Origin of the sequence: Luteimonas sp. R10, assembly GCF_045689605.1 — a bacterium.
Taxonomy (GTDB): domain Bacteria; phylum Pseudomonadota; class Gammaproteobacteria; order Xanthomonadales; family Xanthomonadaceae; genus Luteimonas.
Genome location: NZ_CP141262.1, coordinates 337723 through 351399, shown reverse-complemented (window position 1 = coordinate 351399; position 13677 = coordinate 337723). Strand labels below are relative to the sequence as shown.

At 71.6% G+C, this 13677-nt stretch carries 8 protein-coding genes; 6 read left to right on the top strand and 2 right to left on the bottom strand.

What is annotated here, in order from left to right; genetic code table 11:
- Window positions 1-228: 228 nt before the first annotated feature.
- Both uvrD and U3649_RS01435 read left to right on the top strand, forming a co-directional pair.
- Window positions 229-2415, top strand: a complete 2187-nt coding sequence (uvrD, locus tag U3649_RS01440; protein WP_407353121.1) for a DNA helicase II — start codon at window positions 229-231, stop codon at window positions 2413-2415.
- A 276-nt stretch (window positions 2416-2691) separates the two neighbouring features.
- Window positions 2692-3306 (top strand): trimeric intracellular cation channel family protein, encoded by a 615-nt coding sequence (locus U3649_RS01435; protein WP_407354675.1) that lies wholly within the window; start codon window positions 2692-2694, stop codon window positions 3304-3306.
- 16 nt (window positions 3307-3322) lie between these two features.
- Here U3649_RS01435 and hemF read toward each other — a convergent pair whose 3' ends face one another.
- Window positions 3323-4234, bottom strand: coding sequence for an oxygen-dependent coproporphyrinogen oxidase (hemF, locus tag U3649_RS01430; RefSeq protein WP_407353120.1), 912 nt, complete (start codon window positions 4232-4234; stop codon window positions 3323-3325).
- A gap of 249 nt (window positions 4235-4483) precedes the next feature.
- Window positions 4484-6853 carry a prolyl oligopeptidase family serine peptidase gene (locus U3649_RS01425; protein WP_407353119.1) on the bottom strand — a complete coding sequence of 790 codons (2370 nt, stop codon included), beginning with the start codon at window positions 6851-6853 and terminating at the stop codon, window positions 4484-4486.
- Between the two features lie 338 nt (window positions 6854-7191).
- Between U3649_RS01425 and U3649_RS01420 the strand changes: the two genes are divergently transcribed.
- The 4 genes from U3649_RS01420 (at window position 7192) to U3649_RS01405 (ending at window position 13583) form a co-directional block, all read left to right on the top strand.
- Window positions 7192-8595, top strand: coding sequence for a cytochrome ubiquinol oxidase subunit I (locus U3649_RS01420; RefSeq protein ID WP_407353118.1), 1404 nt, complete (start codon window positions 7192-7194; stop codon window positions 8593-8595).
- Window positions 8596-8744: 149 nt separating this feature from the next.
- Window positions 8745-9752: a cytochrome d ubiquinol oxidase subunit II gene (cydB, locus tag U3649_RS01415; protein WP_407353117.1), complete on the top strand. Its 1008-nt coding sequence runs from the start codon at window positions 8745-8747 to the stop codon at window positions 9750-9752.
- Between the two features lie 275 nt (window positions 9753-10027).
- Entirely contained in the window at window positions 10028-10300 is a 273-nt protein-coding gene (locus U3649_RS01410; RefSeq protein ID WP_407353116.1) for a YcgL domain-containing protein, read from the top strand.
- Window positions 10293-13583, top strand: a complete 3291-nt coding sequence (locus U3649_RS01405; RefSeq protein ID WP_407353115.1) for an ankyrin repeat domain-containing protein — start codon at window positions 10293-10295, stop codon at window positions 13581-13583. The genes U3649_RS01410 and U3649_RS01405 overlap by 8 nt, the downstream gene beginning before the upstream one ends.
- The last annotated feature ends 94 nt before the right edge of the window (window positions 13584-13677 follow it).

Sequence of the window (13677 nt, the reverse complement as noted above, 5' to 3'; positions counted from 1 at the left end):
GGATGATGTCCAGGCGACGGTACCGACATGCTCGGCGCACGCGCCCGATCTCACCGGCGCCGCATCAGAGCGGAATCGGAAGCGCGGCCGAGCGCTACCGGGGACCTGTCGGCTGCCGAGGCACCGTGGGCCGCGGGCACGGCGTGTACGGCAGGGGCGCGACCGTGCTCCGCGTCCGGATGCGTGCCGCGCGGCGGAGCCGGGCAGGCGGTGGCGTAAAATGCGTCGATGGATGTTTCGCATTTGCTCGACGGCCTCAACCCGGCCCAGCGCGAGGCCGTGTCGGCGCCCGCCGGGCACTACCTGGTGCTGGCCGGCGCCGGTTCCGGCAAGACCCGCGTGCTGACCCACCGCATCGCCTGGCTCAACGAGGTCCACGGCGTGCCGGTGCACGGCATCTTCGCGGTCACCTTCACCAACAAGGCAGCCGGCGAGATGCGCCATCGCGCCGGCGCGCTGCTGCGCCACGGCAGCCGTGGCCTGTGGATCGGCACCTTCCACGGCCTCGCCCATCGCCTGCTGCGCCTGCACTGGCAGGACGCGAAGCTGCCGGAAGGCTTCCAGATCCTCGACAGCGACGACCAGCTGCGCCTGGTCAAGCGGGTGGCGCAGCAGCTGGAGCTGGAGGAAGCGCGCTTCCCGCCGCGGCAGATCGCCTGGTGGATCAACGCGCAGAAGGACGAGGGCCGGCGTCCGCAGCACATCCAGTCCGGCGACGACGAGTGGGCCGACGTGATGCGGCGCAGCTACGCGCTGTACCAGGAGCGCTGCGACCGCGCCGGCCTGGTCGACTTCGCCGAGCTGCTGCTGCGCGCGCACGAGCTGCTGCGCGACGGCCCGGCGCTGCTGGCGCACTACCGGCAGCGCTTCGGCCGACTGCTGGTCGACGAGTTCCAGGACACCAACAGCATCCAGTACGCCTTCGTGCGGGTGCTGGCGGGCGAGACCGGCCAGGTGTTCGTGGTCGGCGACGACGACCAGGCGATCTACGGCTGGCGCGGCGCCAAGGTCGAGAACGTGCAGCGTTTCCTGGAGGATTTCCCCGGCGCGCAGACGATCCGCCTGGAGCAGAACTACCGTTCCAGCGCCAACATCCTGGACGCCGCCAACGCGGTGATCGCACACAACCCCGACCGCCTCGGCAAGCGCCTGTGGACCGACAGCGGCGAGGGCGATCCGGTCGACCTGTACGCGGCGTACAACGAGATCGACGAAGCACGCTTCGTGGTCGAGCGTGTCGAGCAGTGGGTGCGCGACGGCGGCAGCTACGGCGACTGCGCGGTGCTCTACCGCAGCAACGCGCAGTCGCGCGCGCTGGAAGAGCAGCTGGTTGCCGAACAGATCCCGTACCGGGTCTACGGCGGCGTGCGCTTCTTCGAGCGCGCCGAGATCAAGGACACCCTGGCCTACCTGCGGCTGGTGACCAACCGCGGCGACGACACCGCATTCGAGCGCGCGGTCAACACGCCCACGCGCGGCATCGGCGAGCGCACCCTCGACGAGGTGCGGCGCACGGCGCGGGGCGAGGGGCTGTCGCTGTGGGACGCGTCGCTGCGGATCGCGCAGGGCGCCGTGGTGACCGCGCGCGCGCGCAACGCGCTGGCGGGCTTCCACGCGTTGATCGATGCGCTTGCCGGCGAGGTCGACGACCTGCCGCTGCCGGACAAGATCGACCACGTGCTGGCGCGTTCCGGCCTGCGCGAGCACTGGTCGAAGGAGAGCCGCGGCGGGCTGGACTCCGAATCGCGCACCGACAACCTCGACGAACTGGTGTCGGTGGCCTCGCGCTTCGTCCGCAGCGACGACGAGGAGTCGGCGGCGCTGACCGAACTGGTGGCCTTCCTCGCCTACGCCGCGCTCGAGGCCGGCGAGGGCCAGGCGCAGGCGGGCGAGGACGGCGTGCAGCTGATGACCCTGCACAGCGCCAAGGGGCTCGAATTCCCGCTGGTGTTCCTGGCGGGGATGGAGGAGGGCCTGTTCCCCAACCAGCGCTCGGCCGACGAGGCCGGGCGCATGGAGGAGGAGCGTCGCCTGGCCTACGTCGGCATCACCCGCGCGCGGCAGAAGCTGGTGCTGACCTATGCCGAGGCGCGGCGCCTGCACGGCCAGGACATGTACGGCGTGCCGTCGCGGTTCCTGCGCGAGATCCCGGCGCCGCTGCTGCACGAGGTGCGCCCGCGGGTGCAGGTGTCGCGGCCGGCGTTCGCGGCGGCGCCCCGGCGCAACCGCGGGCACGCCCTGGTCGAGGAGAGCCCCGGCCTGCGGCTGGGGCAGAACGTGACCCACGCGAAGTTCGGCGCCGGCGTGGTCACCGACATCGAGGGCAGCGGCGCGCACGCGCGGGTGCAGGTCAATTTCGCCGACGTCGGCAGCAAGTGGCTGGTGCTGGCCTACGCCAACCTGCAGCCGGCCTGAGCGGAAGGCGCCGAATCCGCAGCGAAGGGGCGCTGGCCGAGCGCTCCCGCACGAACCGGAACAATCTCGCGACGATCGCCTTGGCTGTGCTTCCCCCTTCGAAGAAGGGGGATTGAGGGGGGCGAAGCCGCCGCTCGCAAGCCGTAGGCTTGCGGCGGCTCGAGCGCCCACGTGCACTGCGCGTGGGCCGGGAATCGAGCAGCGATTTGCTCCCGTTCGCAAGGCGGGCGGCACCCGCGCATACTGTCGCTTCCCGCATCATGGATGGCTCCCATGCTGCTGCACAGCCTCTATCTCGTTGCCATCACCGCCGAGGCGATGACCGCGGCGCTGGCCGCGGGCCGCCGCAACATGGACTGGCTGGGCGTCGGCGTGATCGCCTGCGTGACCGCCCTGGGCGGCGGTACGGTGCGCGACGTGCTGCTGGGCCATCACCCGCTGGTCTGGATCGAGCATCCCCTGTACCTGGGTATCACCCTGGCCGCGGCCATCCTCACCGCCTTCATCGCACCGGTGATGAAGCGGTTGCGGACGCTGTTCCTGCTGTTGGACGCGCTCGGGCTGGTGGTGTTCACGGTGATCGGCTGCAACGTCGCCGCCTCGATGGAGCTGCCGTTCTTCATCGTGGTGGTCGCCGGCATGATCACCGGCACCTTTGGCGGCGTGCTGCGCGACATCCTCTGCAACCGGACGCCGCTGCTGTTCCGCAGGGAGCTCTATGCCACGGTATCGCTGCTGACGGGACTGCTCTATCTCGGCCTGCAGCATGCCGGTGTGGTGCACGGCGTCGCGATGGTCGTCGCCATGGTCGCCGGCTTCGCCATGCGCGTGCTCGCGATCCGCTACGGATGGGAAATGCCCAAGTTCGTCTATCAGGAGGATTGGGACTGACAGGTCCGGGCAGGTGTCAGGCGAGTTCGGCCAGCCAGTCGCGCGGGCGCAGGTAGTCGGCCAGCCGCGCCTCGGCGCCGCCGGGCTCCGGCGCGTAGCCGTACTCCCAGCGCGCCAGCGGCGGCAGGCTCATCAGGATCGACTCGGTGCGCCCGCCCGACTGCAGTCCGAACAGCGTGCCGCGGTCCCAGACCAGGTTGAACTCGACGTAGCGGCCGCGCCGGTACAGCTGGAACGCGCGCTCGCGCTCGCCGTACGGGGTGTCGCGGCGGCGTCCGACGATCGGCAGGTAGGCATCGAGGAAACCGTCGCCGACCGCGCGCAGGTAGCCGAAATCGTGCTCGAAGTGCCCATGCAGGTCGTCGAAGAACAGGCCGCCGATGCCGCGCGTCTCGCCGCGGTGCTTGAGGAAGAAGTACTCGTCGCACCAGCGCTTGTGCGCGTCGTAGCGCGCCTGCCCGCCGAACGGCTCGCAGATCGCGCGTGCCTGGCGGTGCCAGTGCAGCACGTCCTCGTCGACGGGGTAGAACGGCGTCAGGTCGAAGCCGCCGCCGAACCACCAGGCCACCGTCTGGCCATCGCGCTGCGCGCGGAAATGGCGCACGTTGGCGTGGGTGGTCGGCAGGTAGGGATTGCGTGGGTGGAACACCAGCGACACGCCCACGGCGCGCCAGGACGCGCCGGCCAGCTCCGGCCGCGCCGCGCTCGCCGACGGCGGCAGCCGGCTGCCGGAGACGTCGGAGAACCCGACCCCGGCCTGCTCGAACACCGCGCCCTCGCGCAGCACGCGGGTGCGCCCGCCTCCACCTTCAGCGCGGGTCCAGGCGTCTTCCGCGAAGCGGGCGCCGCCGTCGGCGGCCTCGATGGCGGTGCAGATCCGGTCCTGCAGGCCGGTGAGATAGTCGCGTATCGCGTCGAGATCCTTCATGGACACATTGTAGGACGGCGGCCGATGTTTCCTCGGGATCACTGCGCAGCGGGGTGTCGCGACTTCCGTCGCTCCCACAAGGGCATGGCCGTGCCTTCAGCTCCTGTGGGAGCGACGGAAGTCGCGACGCCGGCGTCGAAGCAGGTCACCCGATACCGAAATCCGGACGGAGCGCGCTTCGTCCGGAGACGGAGGGCCACAAACGGTTGCGTCCCTGCCGCGGCTACCGTGAGATGCACCCGCCGCCGGTCAGTCCTTCAACGTCCGCTCGAACAGCTCGAAGATCCGGCGGTACTCGTCGTACCAGCTGTCGGCATGCTTGAAGCTGTGCGGCTCCAGCGGGTAGGGCGCGATCTCCCACTTGTCCTTGCGCAGCTCGATCAGCCGCTGCGTCAGCATCACCGAGTCCTTGAAGAACACGTTGTCGTCGATCATGCCGTGGGCGATCAGCAGGTGGTCCTGCAGGCCGTCGGCGTAGTCGATCGGCGAGGACTTGCGGTAGGCCTCGGGGTCGAGCTCCGGGGTGTTGAGGATGTTGGCGGTGTAGGCGTGGTTGTACTGGGTCCAGTCGGTGACCGGGCGCAGCGCGGCGCCGGCCTTGAACGTGCCCGGCTCGCGGAACAGCGCCATGAACGTCATGAAGCCGCCGTAGCTGCCGCCGTAGATGCCGACGCGCTCGCGGTCGCCCTGCCTGTGCTCGACCAGCCAGTCGATGCCGTCCAGGTAGTCCTCGAGCTCCGGGTGCCCCATCTGCCGGTAGATCGTGGTGCGCCAGTCGCGGCCGTAGCCTTCCGAGGCGCGGAAGTCGAGGTCGAGCACGATGTAGCCGTTCTGCACCAGCAGGTTGTGGAACATCTGCTCGCGGAAATAGTTCGGATAGCGGTCGCTGACGTTCTGCAGGTAGCCGGCGCCGTGCACGAACAGCACGATCGGGTACTCGCGTCCCGGCTCCGGTGCCGCCGGTCCGTAGTACTTGCCCCAGATGGTGCCGGCGCTGTGCTTCGACGGGACCTGCACGGACTCGGGTTGCAGCCATTCATAGGTCCGGTACTCGTCCTTGCGGGTATCGGTGAGGGCGCGATAGCCGCCGCCGTCGGTGCCGACCACCGCCAGCTGCGGCGGCACGTAGCTCTCCGAGTGCCGCACCAGCAGGCGGCTGCCGTCGGGCGACTCGGTGAAGCCCTCGACGCCGTCGAGGTCGGTGATCTCGCGCACCTCGCCGCCGTCGGCGGGCACCGTGCAGACCTCGTAGTCGCCGGGGCGGGCGCGATTGCAGAGGAACAGGAAGCTGCGGCCGTCGGCCGCCAGCACCGGCTCCGAGGACTCCCAGCGCCCGGAGGTGAGCGCGCGCGCGCGGCCGCCGTCGCTCAGGTACAGGTGCGACCAGCCGCTCTGCTCCGACAGGAACCACAGCGTGCGGTTGTCGGGCATCCAGCCGAACTCGTTGAAACCCCAGTTGATCCAGGCGGCGTCGGTCAGGCGGTGGCGGGTGCGCACCGTCGCGTCGGTCGGTTCGACCGTGACCAGCCAGCGGTCCTTGTTGTCGACCGAGTGCAGCATCAGCGCCGCGCTGCGGCTGTCGCCGTTCCATTGCATCGCGTCGGGGCCCGCGTCCTCGATGCGCACCGCGCGCAGGCCCTGCAACGGTTCCTTGCCCGCCGCCCTGCGCAGGTCGGCGAGCGGATCGCGGTCGATGCCGGGCAGGCCGGCGAGGCCGAGCTTGCGCGGCTCGCCATCGGCCATGTCCACCAGCCAGAAGGTCTGCGGCAGCGGGTCGTCGCGGCCGACGAGGGTGCGCACGTCCTCGACATCGACGTAGCCCGATTCGGTGACGAACTTCGGCATCCTGCCTTCCCGGCCCTCGTCGGCGTCCTTGGCCTGGGTGGCGACCAGCAGCCAGCGGCCGTCGGGCGACAGCGAGCTGGCGGCGATCTCCACGTCCTTGCCCAGGTAGACCGGCGGCGGGGAGCGGGTGGGGTCGGTACGGCGCCAGTCCAGCTCCTGCAGGCGCTGCGCCTCGCGGCGTTCGCGCTCGGTGCGCAGCGTCTCGAACAGGCGCAGCTGGCGATCGCGCAGCGCGTCGGGCTTCGGCGGCTTGCCGGGAGCGTCCTCGGCCTTGAGGATCGCGGCCTCGGTCACGCCGTCTCGCGCGGTCCAGCGGAACCAGCGGTCGTCGCCGACGCGCCAAACCAGCGCGCCGTCATCGCCCCAGCGCGGCGAGGCGGCGCTCTCGTCGCTGCGAGTGAGCTGGGCCAGCGCGCCGCTGCGCAGGTCGCGCACGAACACGTCGCCGTCGCGGACGAAGGCCGCGCGCGTGCGGGTGGCGTCGTAGACCGGCTGCAGGCCGTCGATTCCGGCGCGCGCGGCGCCGTCGATCAGGGCCGTCTCCCCGCCTGAGATCGCCTGCCGGTAGGTATCGCGGATGTCGCTGCCGTCGCGCTTGAGCGAATAGTAGGCGTGCCGTCCGTCCCACGACCACCAGGCCCGCTCCACCGGCGGCCCGATCCAGTCGGGATCGGCCATGACCCGCGCCATCGTCAGCGGTTGCGCCGGTTGCGCCGGTTGCGCGGTGGCGGTGGCGGCGAACAGCAGCAGGAACAGCGGCAGCGATCGGATCATGGCGCCCCTCGTGGCGATGCAAACCGCCGCAGGGTAGCAGTCCGTCCGCGTGGCGGGCTGGGCCACAGGTCATGCCGGTGCGCCAGAACGAGGCAGGGGCGCGTTGCGCCCCTGCGTACTTCCCTGTCCCGGTGTTCCGGAGGATCCCTGTGGATGCAGGTGTACCAGCCGGGACCGGTGCCTGCCGCGACGGAGGTCTCGTTTCCGGGCATTGCGGGTGCGGAGCGTGCGGGTGCCGGCGCCCGCCGGGCAACGCCTGCGACCATCGGTCGCACCCGGCCTTGACGCGGCCCGGTGCACAATGGCGCCCACATCCGAACCGTTGCCCTGGAGCGAGCGTGGACGCCCTGTTGCTGTCGCGGATCCAGTTCGGCTTCGTGATCTCCTTCCATGTGCTGTTCCCGGCCTTCACGATCGGCCTGTCGAGCTGGCTGGCGTTCCTGGAATGGCGCTGGCTGCGCACGCGCGAGACGGTCTGGCGCGACCTATACTTCTTCTGGCTGAAGATCTTCGCGGTCTCGTTCGGCATGGGCGTGGTGTCGGGCATCGTGATGAGTTTCCAGTTCGGCACCAACTGGTCGGTGCTGAGCGAGCGCGCCGGCAACATCCTCGGGCCGCTGCTCTCCTACGAGGTGCTGACCGCGTTCTTCCTCGAGGCCACGTTCCTGGGCGTGATGCTGTTCGGCTGGCGCAAGGTGCCGGAGAAGCTGCACTTCCTCGCCACCTGCATGGTGGCGCTCGGCACGCTGATCTCGACCTTCTGGATCATCTCCGCCAACAGCTGGCTGCACACGCCGGCCGGCTACGAGATGGTCGGCGACGTCTTCCACCCGGCCAGCTGGCGCGAGGTGATCTTCAACCCCTCGTTCCCGTACCGGCTGGCGCACATGGTGCTGGCGGCGTTCATCACCACCTGCTTCGTGATCGGCGGGGTCGGCGCGCGCTACCTGCGCCGGGGCGAGCACGTCGAGGCCGGGCGCCGGATGCTGAAGCTGGCGGCGATATTCGCGGCGATCACGGTGCCGGCGCAGATCCTGGTCGGCGACCTGCACGGGCTGAAGACGGGCGAATACCAGCCGACCAAGGTCGCGGCGATGGAGGCGCACTGGGAGCAGGGCCCGCCCGGCACCGGCACCCCCTTCGTAGTGTTCGCGCTGCCCAATGCCGAGGCGGAGCGCAACGACTACGAGCTCGCGATCCCGCGCCTGGGCAGCCTGATCCTGACCCACAGCTGGGACGGCGAGGTGCAGCCGCTGACGGCGGTGCCGGCCGACGAGCGGCCGCCGGTGACGCCGGTGTTCTTCGCGTTCCGGATCATGGTGGGCATCGGCCTGGCGATGCTGGCGCTGGCGCTGTGGTCGGTGTGGAAGCTGCGACGCGGCACGCTGTACGCGTCGCCCCGTCTGCTCGACGGCTGGCGGCTGATGACGCTCGCCGGATTCGTCGCGGTGGTGGCGGGCTGGATCGTCGTCGAGATCGGGCGCCAGCCGTACGTCATCTACGGGCTGCTGCGGACCGCGGACGCGGTGAGCGACATCGGCGCCGGCAGCGTGGTGGCCTCGCTGACGGCGTTCGTGGTCGCCTATGCGGTGGTGTTCGGCGCCGGTGGCGGCTACATCGCCAAGATGGTGCGCACCGGCCCGCAGCACGTCGAGGACTCGCCGGACACCGAGGGCGGTGAGAAGACGCCGATGCGGCCGATCTCGGCGGCGGACGAGCCGATGGGTGAGGGGCGCGCCTAGCCGATGCCCTATCGGCATCGGCTGCGCCCCGAACGCCCGGCCATGGATGGCCGGGCCGGGGCCTTCGAAGCCGGCTCGGTTGCGCCAGGGACGGCCGCCCGATCCGACCGGAGGTATGGCGCTGCACAGATGAGTGATTCGGAGATCGCATGGAATACTGGCTTCCCATCGCATGGTTCGGCGTGATCGGCTTCGGCGTGCTGATGTACGTGCTGCTGGACGGTTTCGTGCTCGGCCTCGGCATCCTGGCGCCGTTCGCCGAGGACGGCGGCCAGCTCGACCACATGATGAACACCGCGGCGCCGATCTGGGACGGCAACGAGACCTGGCTGGTGCTCGGCGGCGCCGGGCTGCTGGCGGCGTTCCCGCGCGCCTACGCGGTGGTGCTCTCGGCGCTGTACCTGCCGGTGCTGCTGATGCTGATCGCGCTGGTGTTCCGCGGCGTGGCGTTCGAGTTCCGCTTCAAGGCGCGGCGCGGCAGGCCGTTCTGGGGCGCGGCGTTCGCGCTCGGTTCGATGTTCACCGCGTTCGCGCAGGGCGTGATCCTCGGTGCCCTGGTCGAGGGCATGCCGTTGCAGGAAGGCCGCTACATCGGCGGCGCGTTCGCCTGGTTCAGCCCGTTCTCGATGTTGACCGGGGTGGCGGTGGTGTTCGGCTACGCGCTGCTCGGCAGCACCTGGCTGATCCTCAAGACCGGCGGCCGCATGCAGCAGATCGCGCGCACCCTGACCCGGCCGCTGGTGCTGGTGGTGGCCGCGTTCATGGGCCTGGTCAGCGCCTGGCTGCCGTTCCTGGACTCGCGGATCATGGCGCGCTGGTTCGAGGACGGGAATTTCTGGTGGCTTTCGCCGGTGCCGCTGCTGGTCCTGGTCAACGCGTTCTGGCTGTGGCGCGCGGCGATGCGCGAAGGCCGCGACGCCATGCCCTTCCTGCTCACCCTGAGCTTCTTCGCGCTCGGGTTCGCCGGGCTGGTGCTGGGCATCTGGCCGAACATCGTGCCGCCCGACCTCAGCATCTGGGAGGCGTCGTCGCCGCCTTCCTCGCAGGTTTTCGTGCTGGTGGGGCTCGTGGTGCTGCTGCCGATGATCCTCGGCTATACCGCGTGGTCGTATCGCGTGTTCCGCGGCAAGATCGAGGCGGATGCCGGCTATCACTAAGGGCCGGGATTCGGGATTCGGGAAAAGACCAAGAATCCGTCATCCCGACGAAGGCCGGGATCCAGTGACTTTCATGGCGCCACGTCAACGGACGATCCCGGCCCTTCGTTGGCACCGCCCGTGGCGATGGGCCTGAGCTCACCGCGACGGATACTGGCGCGGCCTTCGCCGGAACGTCGAGAAAAAGCGTTGCGCTTCTTCCCGATTCCCGACTCCCCATTCCCCAATCCCGGCTTTTAAAGCACAATCGCCTGGATCGAGCCGTCCCCCGGGCCATGCACGCCTACGTCTACAAGAGCCTGCGCAAGGCCGACACCTATGTCTATCTGGCCGCACGCGATGACTTCTCGCGATTGCCCGATTCGCTGCGCGAGCGGCTGGGCACGCTGCAATTCGTGCTGGACGTCGCCCTGACCCCGGAGCGCAAGTTGGCGCGCGAGGATGTGAATGCGGTGCGCCAGCACCTGGCGCTGCGCGGTTTCCATCTGCAGTTGCCGCCCTCGGCCGCCGGCGATTCGCTGACCGAGGACTGGGGCACCGATGCCTGATCCGCAGCGCCCGCGCCAGCGCGCCGCCCTTGCGTTCGTGTTCGGAGCCATCCTCAGCCTGATCGCCGGATTCGGCGGGATCGCCGCCGCGCTGGGCATGTGGCTGGCGCAGCCGGCGTTCGCGCTGGCGGTGCGCTGGTGGCGCGGAACCGGTCCGGCCCCGGCCGAGTCGGGCCCGGCAGCGCTGCGTCGCGACGGACTCGACCTGCTGGCGCTGTGGGGGATTGCGCTGGCCGTGGGCGCGCTGCTGCTGGCCTGGCCGCTCTCGGCGTTGCGCCAGGGCGGGACGCTCGGCGCCGCGCTCGGGGTGAGCGCGATGGCCGGCATCTGCACCATCGGCCTGTGGCGGCTGTGGCCGCTGTGGCATGCGCTCGAGCGCGACGGCGGTGGCCTGTCGCGGCACTGGCGCGGCTTGGCCGATCGCGACGCCTCGCCCACGCGCGGCGCGGTGCTGGCGCTGTGCGTGGCGGCGGTGCTGGCGGCGACGTTGCTGCTGGCCTGGCCGGGCCTGCTGCCGCCGCCGGCGCGCTGGGCGCTCGCGATCGCGGGCGCCGGGCTGTGGCCGGTCGCGCACTGGGTGCTGCAGCGGCTTGCGCCGGCGGCGCAGCTGCCGATCGCGGTGGTGGAGATGCCGGGCCCCGCGGCCGCGGTCGCCGATGACGTGCCCGAGGGCGACCTGGACGCCGCGCTGTATGCCGCCGCCCGCGGCGGGCGCGTCGACCGCGCGCTGGAACTGCTCGACCTCGGCGCCGATCCGCACGGCCTGCCCGCGCCGGAGCAGCGCGACCAGCGCAGCCTGCCGGTGCTGGCGGCGGTGCTGCCGGACCTGCGCCTGCTGCGCGCGTTGATCGCGCAGGGCGTCGATCTGAATGCCCCCCATGCCGGCCTCACCCCGCTGCTGGCGGCGACACGCGACAGCTGGCACGGCCGCCCCGAGGCGGTGATGACCCTGCTCGCCAATGGCGCCGACCCGCGAGCCACCGATGCCGACGGCAACAGCCCGCTGCACCACGCCGCGCGCAGTTCCGATCCCGGGGTCGCCGCGCTGCTGCGCGACGCCGCCGCCGAGCTCGATGCGATCAACGCCGACGGGCTGACGCCGCTCGGGGTCGCCTGCAGCGTCGGCAACTGGCGCTTGGCGCGCTTCCTGCTCGAGCGCGGCGCGCATGCCGATTCCGGGACCGGCACGCCGGCGCTGCTGGCCGCCGCCGGCGGCGAAGAGGACGACGTCGCCGGCGTGCAGCTGCTGCTCAAGCACAAGGCCAAGTCCGCCGCCCGCGACCGCAACGGCCGCAACGCCCTGCACGAGGCCGCGTTCGCCGGCCACGCCGAGATCGCGGCGGCCTTGCTGGCCGCCGGGGCGGACGTGCAGGCCCGCGACGCGCAGGGCCGCACGCCGCTGCTCGATGCCGCCCGCGGCGGACGCCTGGCGACGCTGGAAGCGCTGGTCGCGGCGCAGTCGGATATCGCCGCGGTCGACGGCAAGGACCGCGGCGCGCTGGCCCTGGCCTGCCTGGCGGAGACGCCGTCGCCGCCGCTGGTGCGGCGCCTGCTCGAACTCGGCGCCGATCCGCAGGCGGCCGACGCCGACGGAAAGCGCCCGGTCGACCACGCCGCGGCCGCCGGCCGCTGGTCGCTGGTGGCGCTGCTCGATCCCGACTACGCGCTGCCGGCCAGCATCCTGCCCGAGGCCGGCGCGACCGAGGTCCCGGATCGCGCGCCGCTGTCGCTGCTGCGCGACAGCCTGCGCGCAGGCCGCTACGACAATCTCGACGGCCTGCTGCCGCTGCTCGACCCGCAGGAACTGGGCGGCCTGCTGCTCGACGAGCAGGCGCCGCTGTCGGCCGAACGCATCGACTGGCTGCTCGCGCACGGCGCCGACCCGGAGGTCCGCGACGGATTCGCCGACAGCGCGGTCTTCCGCCTGCTGGCGCGGGGACCGGACGCGGTCGACGCCCTGCAGGCGATGCTGCGCCGGAACGTGTCGCCGGCCGGCGCCGGCGGCCTGGCGCGCTTCCTCGCCGCCTGCGCGCGCAGCGAGCAGGCCGGGCGCGGACTGGAGCAACTGGCGCTGGAGCTGCTCGAGCGTGGCGCCGATCCCTTCGCCGCCGCCGAGGCGGGCGATCCGCCGCTGGCGCTGGCGGTGCGCCTGGGCTGGACCCGCCTGATGGACCGCTTGATCGCGGCCGGCGTCGATCTCGACGCCCGCGACAGCCATGGCATGACCGCGCTGCACCTGTGCGCCGCGCTGGGCCGCGAAGCCGCGCTCAAGACCCTGGTGCGCCACGGCGCCACTCCCGACATGCGTGCCGCCGACGGGCAGACGCCGCTCGGCGTCGCGCTGTCGGGCGGACGCCGCGACCTCGCCGACTGGCTCGACTGGCGCGGCTGGACGCTGCCCGGGCGCGCGTTGCAGGCGGTCGACCTGCCGGCCGCGGCGATCGTCGGCGACGCCGATGCGCTGCGCCGCCTGCTCGACCTCGGCTTCGAGGTCGATACCCCCGACAGCCAGGGCTGCACCGCGCTGCTGCGCGCGGCCGGCGGCGGCCATCGCGCCGCGGTCGACCTGCTGCTGGCGCATGGCGCCGATCCGCAGCGGGCCGCCCATACCGGCGCCACGCCGCTGTCGGCCGCGGTGAGCATGCGCCAGGGCGAGATCGTCGACCGCCTGCTCGAGGCCGGTGCCAGGCTGGAGCAGCGCCTGCCCGGCGAGGTCACGGTGCTGATGCTGGCCGCCGCGCTCGGCCTGCCCGACCTGTGCGCGCGCCTGCTCACCGCCGGCGCCAACGTTCACGCCACCGATGCGCAGGGGCTGGGGCCGCTGCACTGCGCGGCGCTGTACGGCTTCACCTGCCGCGATCGCCCGCGCCTGTTGGCGCTGCTGGATACCCTGCTGCTGGCCGGGGCCGAGGTCGATGCCCCGGCTGCCGGTGGCGTCACGCCGCTGTTGCTGCTGCTCGGCGCGCGCGCCGAGCCGGGCACCGCCTGCGACGAAGAGGTGGTGCTGGAAGCGCTCGACCACCTGCTCGACGAGGAGGTGACGCTGGAGGCCCAGGACCCGCGCGGCTTCGGTCCCCTGCACCTGGCCGCGCTGCACGGCCTGCTGCAGCTCACGCGCCGGCTGCTGCGCGCCGGCGCCGATCCCGACCTGCGCGACGCCCTCAACCGCACCCCGCGCGAGATCGCGGTGATGCGCGGCTTCGTCGACGTCGCCGCGGAGCTGGCGCCGACCCAGACCCAGCCGGGCGTGTCGATGGCGCGGTTCCTGCGCGAGCCGCGTTGAGCGCGTGATTTCTTTCGACGCGGATCAACGCGGATAGCGCCTGGGTCCCCGCGTTCTTTTCGCGCTTGTCTTCCCCCTTTGAAAAAGGGGGATT

Coding starts and splice junctions, on each gene's coding strand:
- uvrD (WP_407353121.1), top strand. CDS start 229: ATGGATGTTTCGCATTTGCTCGACGGCCTCAACCCGGCCCAGCGCGAG.
- hemF (WP_407353120.1), bottom strand. CDS start 4,234: ATGAAGGATCTCGACGCGATACGCGACTATCTCACCGGCCTGCAGGAC.
- U3649_RS01425 (WP_407353119.1), bottom strand. CDS start 6,853: ATGATCCGATCGCTGCCGCTGTTCCTGCTGCTGTTCGCCGCCACCGCC.
- cydB (WP_407353117.1), top strand. CDS start 8,745: ATGGAATACTGGCTTCCCATCGCATGGTTCGGCGTGATCGGCTTCGGC.
- U3649_RS01410 (WP_407353116.1), top strand. CDS start 10,028: ATGCACGCCTACGTCTACAAGAGCCTGCGCAAGGCCGACACCTATGTC.
- U3649_RS01405 (WP_407353115.1), top strand. CDS start 10,293: ATGCCTGATCCGCAGCGCCCGCGCCAGCGCGCCGCCCTTGCGTTCGTG.